Source organism: Pseudomonas lyxosi (assembly GCF_047758685.1).
Classification (GTDB): Bacteria; Pseudomonadota; Gammaproteobacteria; order Pseudomonadales; family Pseudomonadaceae; genus Aquipseudomonas; species Aquipseudomonas lyxosi.
On the sequence record NZ_CP180481.1, the window covers coordinates 4,165,242 to 4,180,135 of the forward strand.

The 14,894-nt window shown below is 60.5% G+C and carries 12 protein-coding genes; 5 read left to right on the forward strand and 7 right to left on the reverse strand.

Features of this window, described 5'->3' with window-relative positions:
• Window positions 1-2: 2 nt before the first annotated feature.
• The 3 genes from glcF to glcD are packed head-to-tail and all read right to left on the reverse strand — an operon-like array spanning window position 3 to window position 3,787.
• Window positions 3-1,220, reverse strand: coding sequence for a glycolate oxidase subunit GlcF (gene glcF / locus ACMXYI_RS19235; protein ID WP_415768597.1), 1,218 nt, complete (start codon window positions 1,218-1,220; stop codon window positions 3-5).
• Between the two features lie 3 nt (window positions 1,221-1,223).
• Window positions 1,224-2,288 carry a glycolate oxidase subunit GlcE gene (gene glcE, locus ACMXYI_RS19240; RefSeq protein ID WP_415768598.1) on the reverse strand — a complete coding sequence of 355 codons (1,065 nt, stop codon included), beginning with the start codon at window positions 2,286-2,288 and terminating at the stop codon, window positions 1,224-1,226.
• The gene (glcD, locus tag ACMXYI_RS19245; protein ID WP_415768599.1) at window positions 2,288-3,787 is read right to left on the reverse strand and encodes a glycolate oxidase subunit GlcD; all 1,500 of its coding nucleotides are present in this window, start codon (window positions 3,785-3,787) and stop codon (window positions 2,288-2,290) included. Before glcD ends, glcE begins: the two co-directional genes overlap by 1 nt.
• A gap of 234 nt (window positions 3,788-4,021) precedes the next feature.
• Between glcD and glcC the strand changes: the two genes are divergently transcribed.
• Window positions 4,022-4,789: a transcriptional regulator GlcC gene (glcC, locus tag ACMXYI_RS19250; RefSeq protein ID WP_415768600.1), complete on the forward strand. Its 768-nt coding sequence runs from the start codon at window positions 4,022-4,024 to the stop codon at window positions 4,787-4,789.
• Window positions 4,790-4,976: 187 nt separating this feature from the next.
• On the opposite strand, the gene ACMXYI_RS19255 is transcribed toward glcC, so the two are convergent.
• Window positions 4,977-6,740, reverse strand: coding sequence for an L-lactate permease (locus ACMXYI_RS19255; protein ID WP_415768601.1), 1,764 nt, complete (start codon window positions 6,738-6,740; stop codon window positions 4,977-4,979).
• 171 nt (window positions 6,741-6,911) lie between these two features.
• Here ACMXYI_RS19255 and ACMXYI_RS19260 point away from each other — a divergent pair, with 171 nt between their 5' ends.
• The 3 genes from ACMXYI_RS19260 (at window position 6,912) to ACMXYI_RS19270 (ending at window position 9,595) form a co-directional block, all read left to right on the forward strand.
• Window positions 6,912-7,148, forward strand: coding sequence for a hypothetical protein (locus ACMXYI_RS19260; RefSeq protein ID WP_008151753.1), 237 nt, complete (start codon window positions 6,912-6,914; stop codon window positions 7,146-7,148).
• 98 nt (window positions 7,149-7,246) lie between these two features.
• Window positions 7,247-7,630, forward strand: a complete 384-nt coding sequence (locus ACMXYI_RS19265) for a DUF1801 domain-containing protein (RefSeq protein WP_415773930.1) — start codon at window positions 7,247-7,249, stop codon at window positions 7,628-7,630.
• 561 nt (window positions 7,631-8,191) lie between these two features.
• Window positions 8,192-9,595: an MFS transporter gene (locus ACMXYI_RS19270; RefSeq protein ID WP_415768602.1), complete on the forward strand. Its 1,404-nt coding sequence runs from the start codon at window positions 8,192-8,194 to the stop codon at window positions 9,593-9,595.
• A 57-nt stretch (window positions 9,596-9,652) separates the two neighbouring features.
• Here the strand turns inward: ACMXYI_RS19270 and ACMXYI_RS19275 are convergent, their stop codons facing one another.
• From ACMXYI_RS19275 to ACMXYI_RS19285, 3 genes are all read right to left on the reverse strand, one after another.
• Complete coding sequence (locus ACMXYI_RS19275; RefSeq protein WP_415768603.1) at window positions 9,653-10,579, reverse strand: sugar ABC transporter substrate-binding protein; 927 nt, start codon at window positions 10,577-10,579, stop codon at window positions 9,653-9,655.
• A gap of 240 nt (window positions 10,580-10,819) precedes the next feature.
• The gene (locus tag ACMXYI_RS19280) at window positions 10,820-11,617 is read right to left on the reverse strand and encodes a TIM barrel protein (RefSeq protein ID WP_415768604.1); all 798 of its coding nucleotides are present in this window, start codon (window positions 11,615-11,617) and stop codon (window positions 10,820-10,822) included.
• Window positions 11,614-12,636: a Gfo/Idh/MocA family oxidoreductase gene (locus tag ACMXYI_RS19285; protein WP_415768605.1), complete on the reverse strand. Its 1,023-nt coding sequence runs from the start codon at window positions 12,634-12,636 to the stop codon at window positions 11,614-11,616. The genes ACMXYI_RS19280 and ACMXYI_RS19285 overlap by 4 nt, the downstream gene beginning before the upstream one ends.
• 212 nt (window positions 12,637-12,848) lie before the next feature.
• Here ACMXYI_RS19285 and ACMXYI_RS19290 point away from each other — a divergent pair, with 212 nt between their 5' ends.
• Entirely contained in the window at window positions 12,849-14,852 is a 2,004-nt protein-coding gene (locus tag ACMXYI_RS19290) for a sigma-54 interaction domain-containing protein (protein ID WP_415773931.1), read from the forward strand.
• Window positions 14,853-14,894: the final 42 nt, after the last annotated feature.

Sequence of the window (14,894 nt, forward strand, 5' to 3'; positions counted from 1 at the left end):
GGTTAGGGCAAGGCGGCTTCGACCAGTTCGATCCAGTGCCTGACAGGGGTTCGGCCCGCACCATCGAGGTGGGACTGACAGCCGATATTGGCCGTGACAATGACTTCGGGGTGTCCGCTTTCCAGCGCATTGAGCTTGTTGTCGCGCAGTTGCCGGGACAGTTCGGGTTGGGTCAGCGAATAGGTGCCCGCCGAGCCGCAACACAGGTGACTGTCGGCAACAGGCGTGAGGTTAAAGCCCAGACTCGTGAGAATCGCTTCCACCGCACCGCCCAGTTTCTGCGCGTGCTGCAAAGTGCAGGGGCAATGAAAGGCCAGGCGCTGGGTGCTGTGGACACCGAGCTTTTCCAGCGGCTCGTCGCGCAGCACTTCGACCAGATCCTTGGCCAGCGCACTGACCTTTTTCGCCTTCTCGGCATAGGCCGGGTCGGTGCTGAGCAGGTGACCATAATCTTTGATGAAGGCACCGCAACCGCTGGCGGTTTGCACGATAGCCTCGGCACCGCTTTCAATGCTCGGCCACCACGCATCGATATTGCGGCGGGCGCGATCCAGGCCGGCGGCCTGAGCGTCGAGGTGATAATCCACGGCGCCGCAACAGCCCGCCTCGCGGATCGGTGTGACGCTGATGCCCAGTCGATCCAGCACCCGCGCGGCGGCCGCGTTGGTATTGGGCGACAGGCTCGGTTGCACGCAGCCTTCGAGTATCAGCACCTGCCGGGTGTGGCGAGTGGTCGGGCGCGGCTTGGCCGGATAGACGCGGCGAGGCAACTTTATCTGCAAGGTGTTGGGCAACAACGCCCGGAACACCTGACCGCTGCTGACCAGTCCTTTGAACAGCGCGGGATTGGGTACGACGCTGCGCAACCCCTCGCGCAACAAGCGCTGACCGAACGGGCGCGGCACCGCCGCATCGACCACCGCCCGGCCGATGTCCAGCAAGTTGTGGTAGTCGACGCCGGAAGGGCAGGTGGTTTCGCAGTTACGGCAGGACAGGCAGCGATCCAGGTGTTGTTGGGTCTTTTGCGTGACTTCGTTGCCCTCCAGGACCTGCTTGATCAGGTAGATGCGGCCCCGCGGTCCGTCCAGTTCATCGCCCAGCAATTGATAGGTCGGGCAGGTGGCATTGCAGAAGCCGCAGTGCACGCACGTGCGCAGAATGCTTTCGGCTTCTTCCGCGCGGGGCAGTTGGCGGGCGTGTTCGCTCAAGGTGGTCTGCATGGGTCAAAGCTCCGCGTACAGGCGCCCGGGGTTGAAGATGCCCCGGGGATCGAGTTGTTGCTTCAAGTTCCGGTGGTAGCGCATCAATGCCGCAGGCAACGGTTGGAACGGGCTGTCGATCAGGCCATGGGTATAGCAGGTCACATGTCCGCCGACTTCTTCGACGATCGAGCGAATGAACGTTGCCTCCGCGTCGGATTTGAGCCAGCGCTGCGCACCGCCCCAATCGAGCAGCTGAAGCCCAGGCAGGGAAAGCCGAGGCGTGTTGTGAGGGACGGACAGGCGCCAAAGTGCCTGGTCCTCATCGAAGAAGCTCAATCGATGTTCGTTGAGATCCTCCCAGTACGAGGCGTCGAGCAACTCGCCGCCCAATCGGTCATGAGCCGCCGCCACCGAGCCTTCGCCCCCCTCAAGCCGCAGGTGCAGGCGCTGCCCATCGTGGCACGCAGCGCTGATCGGCAGCGGCTGTTGCCCCCATTCGGCGAGGCGCAGCAAGGCGCGATCGCTGTCCATTTCCAGGCTGATGCTTAAGGTTTGACGCGGCTTGGGCAGGACCTTGAGCGAGACTTCGGTGACCACGCCGAGCGACCCGTAGCTGCCGGCCATCAAGCGCGACAGGTCGTAGCCGGCGACGTTTTTCATGACTTCGCCGCCAAAGCGCAAATGCTTGCCGTGGCCGGTGATGACCCGTGTCCCGAGGACGAAGTCCCTGACGGATCCGGACCAGGGACGCCGTGGCCCCGACAGCCCGCTGGCGATCATGCCGCCGACCGTCGCGCCGTCGCCGAAGGAGGGCGGTTCACAGGGCAACATCTGCTGCGCCGCGTCCAGCACCTCAGCCAGTTCTGCCAACGGGGTGCCGCAGCGGGCGGTGATCACCAGCTCGGTCGGGTCGTAGCTGACGATGCCTCGGTGGCTGCGCGTGTCGAGCACTTCGCCCGCCACGATGCGCCCAAGAAACGCCTTGCTGTTCGAGCCTTGAATGCGCAACGGCGTAGCGTTTTGCAACGCCTGGTTGACCTGTTCCAGCAGCGAGGCGCTGTCGTCGATATCGTGTTCGCTGCGCATCAGAAACGCTCCAGTTCAGGGAAGGGCAGCTGACCCATGTGAACATGCATGGCGCCAAACTCGGCGCAGCGGTGCAGCGTCGGAATGTTCTTGCCGGGGTTGAGCAAGCCACTCGGATCGAAGGCGGCTTTGACGGCATGGAACACGGTCAGCTCATCGCTATTGAACTGTGCGCACATCTGATTGATTTTCTCCCGGCCCACGCCGTGTTCACCGGTAATGCTGCCGCCGACCTTCACGCACAATTCGAGGATCTTGCCGCCCAGGGCTTCGGCGCGATCGAGTTCGCCCGGTTGATTGGCATCGAACAGAATCAGCGGGTGCATGTTGCCGTCACCGGCGTGGAAAACGTTGGCAACCCGCAGGCCGTACTCGGCCGACAACGCGGCGATCGCCTGCAGCACACCGGGCAGCTCGCGGCGCGGAATCGTCCCGTCCATGCAGTAATAATCCGGTGAGAGACGGCCCACCGCCGGAAAGGCATTCTTGCGTCCGGCCCAGAAGCGCACGCGTTCGGCTTCATCTTTAGCTTGCCGAACTTCGGTCGCGCCGGCCTGTTCCAGCACCTGGCGCACGCGGTCGCAGTCATCGTGGACATCGGCTTCAACACCATCGAGTTCACACAGCAGGATGGCTTCGGCGTCGACCGGATAACCGGCGTGAATGAAGTCTTCGGCGGCGCGAATGGCCAGGTTGTCCATCATTTCCAGGCCGCCGGGGATGATGCCGGCGGCAATAATGTCACCCACCGCGCGGCCAGCCTTTTCGACGGAATCGAACGCCGCCAGCAGCACTTTGGCGGTCTGGGGTTTGGGCAGCAGTTTGACCGTGACCTCGGTGATGACACCGAGCATGCCTTCGGATCCGGTGAATAACGCCAGCAGATCGAAGCCCGGAGAATCGAGCGCCTGGGAACCCAGGCTCAGGTGTTCGCCGTCGACGGTGAGGATGTCGACCTTGAGCAGGTTGTGCACGGTCAGCCCGTACTTCAGGCAATGCACGCCACCGGCGTTTTCCGCCACATTACCGCCGATAGAACAGGCGATCTGCGAGGAAGGGTCCGGCGCGTAATACAAGCCAAACGGCGCTGCAGCCTGGGAAATCGCCAGATTGCGCACCCCCGGCTGAACCCGAGCCGTGCGGGCAGCGGGGTCGATGTGCAGGATGTTGTTGAAACGCGCCATCACCAGCAGCACGCCTTTTTCCAGCGGCAATGCACCGCCAGACAAACCGGTACCGGCACCACGGGCGACCACCGCGACCTGCCGCTCATGGCAGAGCCGAAGCACGCCTTGCACTTCGTCAATGTGACGCGGCAGCACCACCAGCATGGGCGTGGTGCGGTAAGCAGAAAGTCCGTCGCATTCGTACGGTTTGAGCTCTTCCTGTTGATGCAGGACTTCCAGATCCGGCCACTGCGTGTGCAGGGCTTGCAGCAAGGCAGCTCTGTCGACATCAGGCAGGACGCCGTCGACGCGTTCATCGTAAAGAATGTTCATAGTCGGTTGACGACCCTCAGTTGTTTTTATAGGAGGTCTGTGTCCGTTTACCACTGACTTGCATCATTGGCCTGAGGCGTTCTACTGTCTATGTGTTGTTTGGCTGGTCGAACCAGTTTTTTATTCGATGATTTTTTATGCGTTCAAAAAAACGTTTTTAAAACATAGGCTTAAGTTTGTGTTTGAACATTTGTGGTTTTGGCAGTGGGACTGGTCATACCAGTTGGAGAGTCGATGGACAGCGCAGAAACGAGCCGTAATCCACAAGTCGCCGACGTGGTCTGTGAGCGCATAGAACGGCTGATCGTGGACGGGGTACTCAAGACCGGGCAGCTGTTGCCCTCGGAGCGTCGCCTGACCGAAAAACTCGGCGTTTCCCGCACGGCACTTCGCGAGGGTCTGAAGCTGTTGCGCGCTCGCGGGATTATCAAGACAGAGCAGGGCAAAGGCTCATTTGTAGCCGACCTTTCGGGTCACGGTGCCGCGTCGCCGCTGATGCACTTGTTCAGCTCACAACCCCGCACGCTCTACGATTTGTTCGAAGTCCGCAGCCTGCTCGAAGGTGAGTCCGCACGTCTGGCGGCGTTGCGCGGAACCGATGCCGATTTCGTCCTCATCACCCGCAGCTACGAGGCGTTGCTTGATGCCCACAGCCGTTCGCTGGAGGCGTCCGAACACGCCCGACTCGATCATGCGTTTCACCTGGCGATTTGCGAGGCCTCGCACAACCCGGTGCTGGTGCAGACCTTGCGCTCGCTGACGGACTTGCTGCTGAACACGGTGTTTGCCTCGGTCAATAACCTCTACCACCGCGAACCGCAAAAGCGTCAGATCGACCGTCAACATGCGCGGCTCTACAACGCCGTCACGGGCCGTATGCCGGAACAGGCGCGCAAAGCGGCCATCGCGCACATCCAGAGCATCTGCGAAAACCTCAAGGAAATCGAAAGCGAGGAACAACGTTTGGTTCGGGCCACGCTGCGACTTGAGGGGTGGACGTAAGGCCCGGGCGGTGAGCCCGGGCTACATTGATCGTTCCCACGCTCTGCGTGGGAATGCCGCCGGGGACGCTCCGCGTTCCGCTCGCGACGCAAGACTTGAGTCCTGCGCACTGGTGACGCGGAGCGTCACGGGATGCATTCCCACGCGGAGCGTGGGAACGATCAGATGGCTGACAGGTGTGCGTCAATCAATGCCCGCCGACCACCATATGACTGAACGGCGCCACATACGCCTGCAACGTCACCAAACCACCGACCAGGATCGCCAGGATGATCGAGTGGAAAAACACATAACGCAGGATTTCCCCTTCATGCCCGTACCAGCGAGTGGCGGTGGACGCCACCACGATCGACTGGGCGTCGACCATCTTGCCCATGACCCCGCCGGAACTGTTGGCGGCAGCCATCAACACCGGGCTGATCCCCAATTGCTCGGCGGTCACCCGTTGCAAGCCGCCGAACAGCACGTTTGACGCCGTGTCCGAGCCGGTCAAGGCCACGCCGAGCCAGCCGAGCAGGGTGCCGAACATGGGGTAGAAGATTCCCGTCGCGGCGAAGGCCAGGCCCATGGTCGCGTCGAGGCCTGAATAGCGGGTGAGGAAGCCCAGGGCAAGCATCGCGACGATGGTGATCAGCGAGTAACGCACGACCCAGATCGTTCGCAGGTACTGGTGGATCAGTTGCGGAATGGAGTAGCCCATCAGCAACCCGCCGAGGATCGCCGCGAGCAGGATGCCGCTACCGGTGCTGGTGAGCCAGGTGAACTTATAGACCGCGTCCTCGGTTTTAGGCGCGGGCACCACGGGCGGGACCTTCTCGATCTGCTGGTGGATCGTGGTGAAGGTCACGATCGGAGCGAAGATCGGGTTCGCTTCGCGCATCGGTTTGCCCTGAGGGTCGAGCTTGGCCGAGTGGGTGGCCGGATCAATCGCCGGGCGGGTATCGAACATGTTTTTGAAACCCTGGGTGCCCCAGGCGAACACGAACACCGTGAGGATGATCCACGGCATCCACGCGCGCATCACAGCAGGCTTGGCATCGCTGGCAAAGGTCGCGCTGGCGACGGGTTTTTCGTCATGCTCTTCGGCTATTTTGGAGTTGTCGACGCGCCCGGACAGTGCGGCGGAGGTATGGATGGTGGCCGGTTTCCAGACCCTGAGGAAACCGGTCAGGCAGGCCATGGAAATCAGTGCGGCGATCACATCCACCAGCATCGGCCCGTGGTAGTTGGACACCAGGAACTGCGGCACGGCGAAACTGACCCCGGCCACCAGAATCGCCGGCCAGATTTCCAGCATCTTGCGCCAGCCGGCGAAAGCCCAGATCAACCAGAATGGCACGATCACCGAGAAGAACGGCAATTGCCGGCCAACCATCATCGACAGTTCCATTTCATCCAGGCCGGTCACCTTGGCCAGGGTGATGATCGGCGTGCCCAGCGCACCGAACGCCACGGGCGCGGTGTTGGCGATCAACGCCAGGCCAGACGCGGCCAGTGGCGAGAAGCCCAACCCGATCAGAATCGCCCCGGTCACCGCCACCGGCGTACCGAAGCCTGCGGCCCCTTCGAAGAATGCACCGAAGCAGAAGGCAATCAGCAGTAATTGCAGGCGTCGATCGTCGGTGATGCGCGCCAGGGAATCCTGCAGCACCTTGAACGAGCCGTTCTCGGTGGTCAGCCGATGCAGGAAGATGATGTTGAGCACAATCCAGCCAATGGGCAGCAAGCCGTTGGCGGCGCCGTACAGTGCGGCCGAGCCGGCCATGTTCGCCGGCATGCCGAAGGCGAAGATCGCGATCGCCAGCGCAGACGCCAGGGCCATCAATGCGGCCAAATGCGCCTTGACATGAAAAAACGCCAGGGCTGCCAGCATCACCACGACCGGCACTGCTGCCATGAGGGTTGAAAGTATCGGGTTACCGAACGGATCGTAGATTTGCTGCCAGACCATGTTCCACCTCTGCTTTTTATTGTTGGGAGTGCAGACCCCGTGGGGCGGTGGCTTCTAGTATAGGTGGCATTACGCCGCTGTCCTGGCAGGCCTTTGAGTGGGCCGCACTGAGCTAACATGGCCAATGGGTAAATGCGCTACTCGGACTTCAACGACGGGAGAAATGCAGCCATGACTGAACGCCATATGCACCACAAGGAAACGCTGTCGAACGGATGCAAGATCGAGGTCAAAGCCGAGATATTGAAGGACGGCTCACTGGGGATGTTCATCGGTGTTTACCGGCCGGACGGCACGGCCATTTTTGAGGACCACGATCCAAAACCGCATCTGCTGGACATGGAGGCTGCCTTTGACTGGGGGATCGAAAAGGCCAAGACCCTCGGCAACAGTCAAAAAACGCTGTAAAGCCCGGTTTTGGACACCCTCATGAAGAAGGCGACAACCACCATGAAGAAAGAGCGGTCGGTGCAAAAGAGGAAGAGGGCGCAGATTCGGCCTCTCAGCTGATAGACGCGAGAATCAAGGAGCTGGGAGATTGGCGGGGCGAGACGCTCGCTCGGGTCCGAACGTTTATCCGGCAGGCCGACCCCGACGTGGTCGAGGAATGGAAGTGGCGGGGCGTTCCAGTGTGGTCGCACGCCGGAATCATCTGCACCGGTGAGACCTACAAGCAGGTCGTGAAGCTGACGTTTGCCAAGGGCGCCTCGCTGGAAGACCCTTCAGGCCTCTTCAACGCCAGCCTCGAAGGCAACACCCGACGTGCCATTGATTTGCATGAGGGCGACAAGCTTGATGAGAAAGCCTTGAAGGCGCTCATTCTCGCTGCCGTGGCGCTCAACGCCTCGGCACGCGCAACGGCTCGCACCAAACCGACTGCGAAATCCTGATTCGTCTACGCCGACCTGCCCGTCGAAATGCACGCTGACGAGATGAACGCTATCGATGTCTCTCGTCATGGGCTTGCGAAGTGTGTTGTCGTACAACAATGCTAAGTCATCAAACCATCCATACCCTGCGTTTAACACCCGAAACTTCAGAAGGCTAACGGCCCCGCAACCGGCAGCATGTGTACAACATCGCAATGTTAACGGGCAGCCTTTGTCGAGACGAACGGCAATTTTTCAGATTGACAGCCCGGTATTGAACTCGATATAAAAGACACGGTTGTACGACGACAGACGATCATCGACTGTTAAACACTAAAAATAAAAACGAGTGTCGGCCCCATCATGAATTCAACCCGCCTGCGCATCTCCCAGAATGCCGCTTCTTATGGTTCGACCTGCTCTTGCCAAATGTCCTACTCCAGCTGCTGAGCATGGAGTACCCATTTTCGAGCCCGCAATACCGTGGCGTGTACCCATCGCGTTTTGGCGATGCTTCACGACACAATTGATCTCGCTTGAAACCGAGAGATCATCACCATAATCCAACAATAAAGTGATGCCATGAATCTGAACGAGCCCATCAATCCGCAACGAATCGGCCAGGCCGTCGGCAAGTACCGCTGGACGATTTGCGCGCTGTTGTTTTTTGCCACCACCGTCAATTACCTGGACCGTCAGGTACTGAGTCTGTTGGCGCCGGATCTGTCGACACAATTTGGCTGGAGTAACACCGATTACGCGAACATCGCCTCTGTCTTTCAGTTTGTGTACGCGATTTCCATGCTGTTCGCCGGCCGCTTCGTTGACAAGATCGGCACCAAGAAGGCCTATGTGGTAGCGATCTGCATCTGGTCGACCGGCGCGATCATGCACGCCTTTGCGGAGCCGATGGGCGAGGGTATTGCCGGCATCAGCAGCGCCTTGGGCCTTGCCGTCATCCCGGTTTCGATCGCAGGTTTCATGCTGGCGCGCGCCGTGCTGGCGATCGGCGAAGCGGGTAACTTCCCGATCGCGATCAAGGCCACCGCCGAATATTTCCCGAAGAAGGAGCGTTCCTTCGCCACCGGTATCTTCAACTCCGGCGCCAACGTGGGCGCGATCCTCGCACCGATCAGCGTGCCGCTGATTGCCGGCCTTTGGGGCTGGGAAGCGGCGTTCATCGTGATCGGTGCGTTGGGCTTCGTTTGGGTGGCGGTGTGGATTGCGCTGTACGAAAAACCGGAGCAGCAAAAACGCCTGTCGGTGCAGGAACTGGCCTACATCCGCAGCGATCAGGGCGCGCAAGCGCTCACCGCCACAGACTCGGGTGCCGCCGCTAAAAAAGTATCGTGGTTCAAGCTGCTGACCTACCGCCAGACCTGGGCCTTTGCCTTCGGCAAATTCATGACCGACGGCGTGTGGTGGTTCTTCCTGTTCTGGCTTCCGACCTATCTGTCGGCGCAATACGGCATGAAGGGCCAGGCCATCGTGTTGCCGCTGGCCGTGCTGTACAGCATGACTATGGTGGGCAGTATCGGCGGCGGCTGGTTCCCGAGCTATTTCATGTCACGCGGCGACGCGCCGTATGACGGTCGTATGAAAGCCATGCTGGTGATCGCTTTCTTCCCGCTGCTGGTACTGCTGGCGCAGCCATTCGGCTACATCAGTTTCTGGGTGCCGGTGCTGCTGATCGGCGTGGGTGCATCGGCGCACCAGGCGTGGTCGTGCAACATCTTCACCACCGTGTCTGACATGTTCCCGCAAAAATCCATCGCTTCGGTGGTCGGCATTGGTGGTTTGGCCGGCGGCTTGGGCGGCGTCGTGATGACTAAGACTGGCGGCTGGGTGATCGACCATTACAAACTGATCGGCGATATCCATACCGGCTACATGATCATGTTTGCCATCTGTGCGCTGGCCTATCTGGTGGCGTGGAGCGTGATGAAGGCGCTGGTGCCACGTCATAAGGAAATCACCGATCTGTAAACGGTGACGCGCATGGCCTGCTGACTTCCCGTCCGCAGGCCATGCGCCCGTTTGACGTTACTTGTAGCGTTGCTCAAAGACGGCCACTTGCTCCGGCATGATCAGCTGGAAGGGCACCCAGACATCCGCCTCGACCGGCTCCCCTTTGATCATTTTGATGGCCGCTTGCAGCGCGCTCGTTGCTTGCGCTTTGGGGTCTTGAAATACCGAGGCGACGAGCATCCCGCGCTTGATGGCCGCCAGGCCGTCAGGCAGCCCGTCGATGCCGACAATCGCAATCTCGCCCTTGGCTTTGCCGGCTTGCTGCAGTGCCATGGCGGCGCCGATGGCCATCTCGTCATTGTTGGCCACGATGGCATCAAAACTGGTGCCTGCCAGCAGCCAGTTACTGGTCAGGTCCATCCCTTTGCTGCGCTGCCACTCGGCACTTTGTTGTTCGACGATCTTTATCCCTGGATAGTCCTTGAGCACCTGTTTCACACCTTCAGTACGGTCGTGCGTGGCGTTTTGCGTCAGTTCACCCATGATGATCGCGATGTTGCCTTTGCCCCCCAACTTGTCGGCCAGGTAGCGCATCTGCAGTTGCCCGGCCTCGATGTCATTGGACGCCACCGTGACCACGCCTTTGGGCAAAACGCGCTCGTCCGGGTGGCGGTTGACGTAGACCAGCGGTGTCTTCGCCTCGACGGCGGCGCGCGTCATGTTGGCGGTGGCGGCGGTGTCTACCGGCAAGACGATGACGGCATCCACTTTCTGGCTGAGAAAGCCCTCGACCTGATTGAGCTGGCGAACCACATCGCCTTGGGCGTCCTCGAACTGGATCTGGACGTTCTCCTTCTTGGCGGCCTCTTCGAGGCCGCTGCGCACGTAGGTCATGAAGTTGTCGTCGACCCTGGCAATGCTGACGCCGATGCGATAGTCGGCGGCGGCCCATTGGCTGAAGAGTAATAACAGCGTGGCAAAAAGCAGTGTGCAACGACGCATGGTGGTTTTCCTTTTGTTGTTATGAGTCGACATTCATCAAGACCAGTCAGTTAAGCCGTAATGCGATCTGTAGCAGCTGTCGAGCTTGCGAGGCTGCGTTCGGCTGCGGAGCAGTCGTGAATCCGGCTGATGCGATCTGCCTGACGCACCGCAGCTTCTTGTGTGACGACTGCTTCGCAGCCGAACGCAGCCTCGCAGGCTCGACAGCTGCTACAAAGAGTGCATTGCAGCTGAAATTGCTTAACTGACCGGCGTTAGCGTGAAGGCCTGTCGAAAGCGTTCCAGTGCCGCTTCGCTGTCGCCACTGGCCCAGCCCTCGAGCCCGACGACTCCGGTGTATCCCATGCCGAACAACGCTTTGGCAATGGCCGGATAATGGATTTCACCGGTGCCCGGTTCCATGCGGCCGGGCACATCGGCAACCTGGATTTCCCCGATGGCGCTGCCGGCGCGCTGGATCAGTTCGATCAGGTTTCCTTCGCCGATCTGCGCATGGTAGAGGTCCAGGTTCATCTTCAAATGCGGGCTGCCCACGGCCTCGATCAACGCCAGGGTATCGTCGGCGCGAGCGAACGGGGTACCGGGGTGGTCCACCTCGGTATTGAGGTTTTCCAGCAAGAAAACCCGGCCTGCGTCTTCGCCCAGACGGGCGATTTTTTCCAGGGTCTTGCAGGCGCTCAACCACATGCGTCCAGTGGTGAGGGCCTCGGATTTGACCGGCAAGCCTTTGTCGCCCAGGCCAGTGCCATGCAGGTTCAGGCTCGGGCAATTGAGTTGGGCGGCGACGGCCAGCGATTCCCGTGCGCTGTCGAGCAGGTGCTGGATGTCTTCGGGATCGGTCAGGTTGCCCGAGATGTAACCCGTCATCGAGGTGAAATCAGCGCCGGTGGCGACAAGGGCTGGAATGTCTTTCTGCGTCCAGTCCCAGAGTTCGGCGCTGAAGCCCAGCGCGTGAATCCGTTTGACGCGTTCGGTGAACGGCAGGTCGAGGAAGACCATCTCGGCACTGATCGCCAGTTTGAACGGTATGAAACTCATGAGCGGGCTCCTTGCACGCGCACCGCTTTGCCTTGCTGGAAGGACTCGATACACGCACGGGCAATGGCCAGTGCCGCCCGGGCATCTTCGCCGCTGGCGAGGGGTTTTTCGCCGGTGCGCAGGCAGTCGACAAAGTGGTTGAGCTCGGCCACATAGGCGTCACGCAGCAGGTCGGTGTCCAGGCGTTGGGTGTCGGCCTGGATGCCATTGGCCAAATAGCGAACCAGGTCAGAGTCATTAACGCTGCCCATGGTCAGCATGCCGGCGCTGCCGAACACTTCCCCCCGAACATCGTAGCCATAGACCGCCTGGAAATTGGCCTCGGCCGTGGCGATGGCGCCATTGTCGAAACGGATCGTGACCACGGCGGTATCGAGGAAGCCCTTGTCCTTGAAGTCCGGTGCGATCAGGGCGTCGGCCATGACAAAGACTTCAACCGCTTCGGCGCCGGGATTCAGGTAGCGCAGGGTGTCGAAGTCATGGATCAGGGTTTCGAGAAAGATCACCCACTGCGGCGAGGCGGCCGGATTGTTCAACGCCGGGTCGCGAGTCAGCGAGCGCAGCAATTGCGGCGTGCCGATCCGGCCGGCGACCACGTCCAGGTGAGCCGTTCGGAAGCTTTTGGCAAAGCGCCGGTTGAAACCGACTTGCAGCGTCACCCGTGCATCGGCAGCCGCAGCGATGGCGCGGTCGGCTTCGTCGAGGGTGATGGCCATCGGTTTTTCACAAAACACACCTTTGCCGGCGCGGGCCGCACTGATCACCAGTTCGGCGTGGCTTCGGGCAGGGGCGGCGATCAACACGCCGTCGATTTCCGGGTCATCGAGCAATTGCTGTGGGTCGGTATAGACCCGCTGCACACCCAACTCTGCCGCGAGGCGGGCGGCCTGGCCGGGTGTCGGGTCGGCGATGGCGGCCAGGCAGGCACCGGGAATGTGCCGGGCGGCAGTTAGACCGTGAAAGCTGCCCATGCGGCCAGCACCGATGAGACCCAGGCGAATGATCTTGGACGTACTCATGAAATGACTCCCTTTTTATTGTTGTTCAATGACTCGACAGCAGGAATGTCCTCGCTGGTACAGAGCAAGGAGCAAGGGCTGTGCCAAAATTCAAGTAATTGATATTTAAGGAAGTATTCAAAGCTACTGGAAATAAGTGTTCATTCTGATGACATGTCTATACTGACATGTCGAAAATATGAACATAGGAGCGAACGGTGATCCCACAGCCAATGGCCTTCAGCGTGCAAGACCTCGATTACATTACGGCGCTCGGTCCGGCGTCGTTAAACGAAGGGCCGATCGCTGAGCTGGAGCAGGCCTGGCTGGCGTGTCTGAACGGTCGCACCGATCGACCTGCCGGGGTCAGGCAGATTATTTGGGACTCCTGGTTGCGCAGCGTCAGTGCCGGCCTTGATCCCGATGACGGCCAATACCGATTTGTCGCCCCCGACGTGCTGGCCGCAACGCTGGCGGCCAATCGTGTTCTGATCACGGCGGCGGCGGAGGTCATGCGAGGGTTGCTGGCTTACAACCCCAGGGGCCATATCAATCTGACCGATGCCGGAGGGACGACGCTGTATTTCTGCGGCCTCGATCTCACACCGGTGGGCAGCCGACTGCTGGAATCAGTTCAGGGCACCAACTGCACGGGGCTGGCGATTGCCGCAGACCGCTTGGTGTATGTGCTGGCCGAGGAAAATTTCGGAGTCGGCCTGCGTCGGCGGCGCATGCACTGTGCCGCTGCGCCGATCAGGGATGCGCAGGGCCGGACACTGGCCATGCTGACCCTGACCGCCGAGCCGGGCTGGTTTCATTTCCATACGCTCGGCACCGTGCAAGCAGCGGCCGAAGCGGTCTCGCGGCAGATGGCGCTGCAAGCATTGCTGGAAGAACAACAAACCGTCCTTGAAGTACTCAACGAAGGACTGGTGGTGCTGGATGAACGGGGCTGCATCAAGGCGCTCAACCGTTATGCCCGCCAATTGTTTCGCGTGGGCCGGGATCTGCTGGGCAGCCCGTTCCAGCGTCTGGGCCAGAGCGAACTGACCGATGAGATTCTGCTGCGCGGCGGGGAAGGGCAGCAGCATGAAGGGATAAGAGATCTGGATTGCACGTTTGAGCTGCATGATCGCAGCCACCTGGCGTGCCTGGTATCCGTGTGCTCGCTGGAGCAGGGTGGGCGCATTGTTTCGTTGCGCGAGAACCGGCGCATCCGGGAAATTACTCGCCGAATCATCGGCACCCAGGCCAGCTACACCTTCGAGACCATTCAGGGCAGTTCGCGCGCCATACAGGACGCGTTGCACCTGGGGCGGATTGCCAGTCGCAGTGATTCGACCACGCTGATCCTGGGTGAAAGCGGCACCGGCAAAGAGCTCTTCGCCCAGGCGATCCATAACGCCAGTGATCGTTGCAGCGGTCCTTTTGTGGCCGTCAATTGCGGGGCGATTCCGCGCGATCTGGTGCAGAGCGAGCTGTTCGGTCATGTCGAAGGCGCCTTCACCGGCTCGGCCCGCGGAGGCTCTGCCGGGAAGTTCGAATTGGCCGATGGCGGAACGATCTTTCTCGATGAAATCGGTGACATGTCGTTTGATGCCCAGGTCAGCCTGCTGCGCGTCTTGCAGGAAGGCGAGGTGACGCGCGTGGGCGCGAAAAAATCGCAGCAGATGAACGTGCGCATCATCGCCGCCACCCACCGCAACCTGAGTCAGGCGGTGGCCGAGGGTGCTTTCCGCGAGGATCTTTACTACCGGCTCAACGTCCTGAACCTGACGGTTCCGCCGCTGCGGATGCGCCACGAGGATGTGCCGTTGCTGGCGCGACATTTTCTCAGCCGCTGCGCCCGCTCACTGCGCAAATCGGTGCAGGGCATCTCGCCGGAGGCGCTGGATATTCTGTCGGCCTACCATTGGCCGGGTAATGTTCGCGAGCTGGAAAACACCATTGAACGGGCGACCAACCTGGCCGTTACCGAAATGATCCAGCTGGCTGATCTACCGCTTGAAATCAAGCAAAGGCAACGGCCGTCGGCGCCGGGAAATGCACCCGAACCCCGGGCCGCACTGGACCTTGGTGCCCATGAAATGAATGCGATCATTGCGGCCCTGAAGGATACCCGCGGCAACATCCGCCTGGCCGCCAAACAGCTGAACGTTTCTCGGGGTGGGCTGTACAACAAGATGAATCGGTTCGGGCTGAGTGCCGATGCTTTCCGTGTGGGAGCCAACCTCTGATGGGTAATGCTGTTCACTTAAGCCGTAATGCGATCTGTAGCA

Coding starts and splice junctions, on each gene's coding strand:
- glcF (WP_415768597.1), bottom strand. CDS start 1,220: ATGCAGACCACCTTGAGCGAACACGCCCGCCAACTGCCCCGCGCGGAA.
- glcC (WP_415768600.1), top strand. CDS start 4,022: ATGGACAGCGCAGAAACGAGCCGTAATCCACAAGTCGCCGACGTGGTC.
- ACMXYI_RS19280 (WP_415768604.1), bottom strand. CDS start 11,617: ATGAGTTTCATACCGTTCAAACTGGCGATCAGTGCCGAGATGGTCTTC.
- ACMXYI_RS19255 (WP_415768601.1), bottom strand. CDS start 6,740: ATGGTCTGGCAGCAAATCTACGATCCGTTCGGTAACCCGATACTTTCA.
- ACMXYI_RS19270 (WP_415768602.1), top strand. CDS start 8,192: ATGAATCTGAACGAGCCCATCAATCCGCAACGAATCGGCCAGGCCGTC.
- ACMXYI_RS19275 (WP_415768603.1), bottom strand. CDS start 10,579: ATGCGTCGTTGCACACTGCTTTTTGCCACGCTGTTATTACTCTTCAGC.
- ACMXYI_RS19290 (WP_415773931.1), top strand. CDS start 12,849: ATGGCCTTCAGCGTGCAAGACCTCGATTACATTACGGCGCTCGGTCCG.
- glcE (WP_415768598.1), bottom strand. CDS start 2,288: ATGCGCAGCGAACACGATATCGACGACAGCGCCTCGCTGCTGGAACAG.
- ACMXYI_RS19285 (WP_415768605.1), bottom strand. CDS start 12,636: ATGAGTACGTCCAAGATCATTCGCCTGGGTCTCATCGGTGCTGGCCGC.
- ACMXYI_RS19260 (WP_008151753.1), top strand. CDS start 6,912: ATGACTGAACGCCATATGCACCACAAGGAAACGCTGTCGAACGGATGC.
- glcD (WP_415768599.1), bottom strand. CDS start 3,787: ATGAACATTCTTTACGATGAACGCGTCGACGGCGTCCTGCCTGATGTC.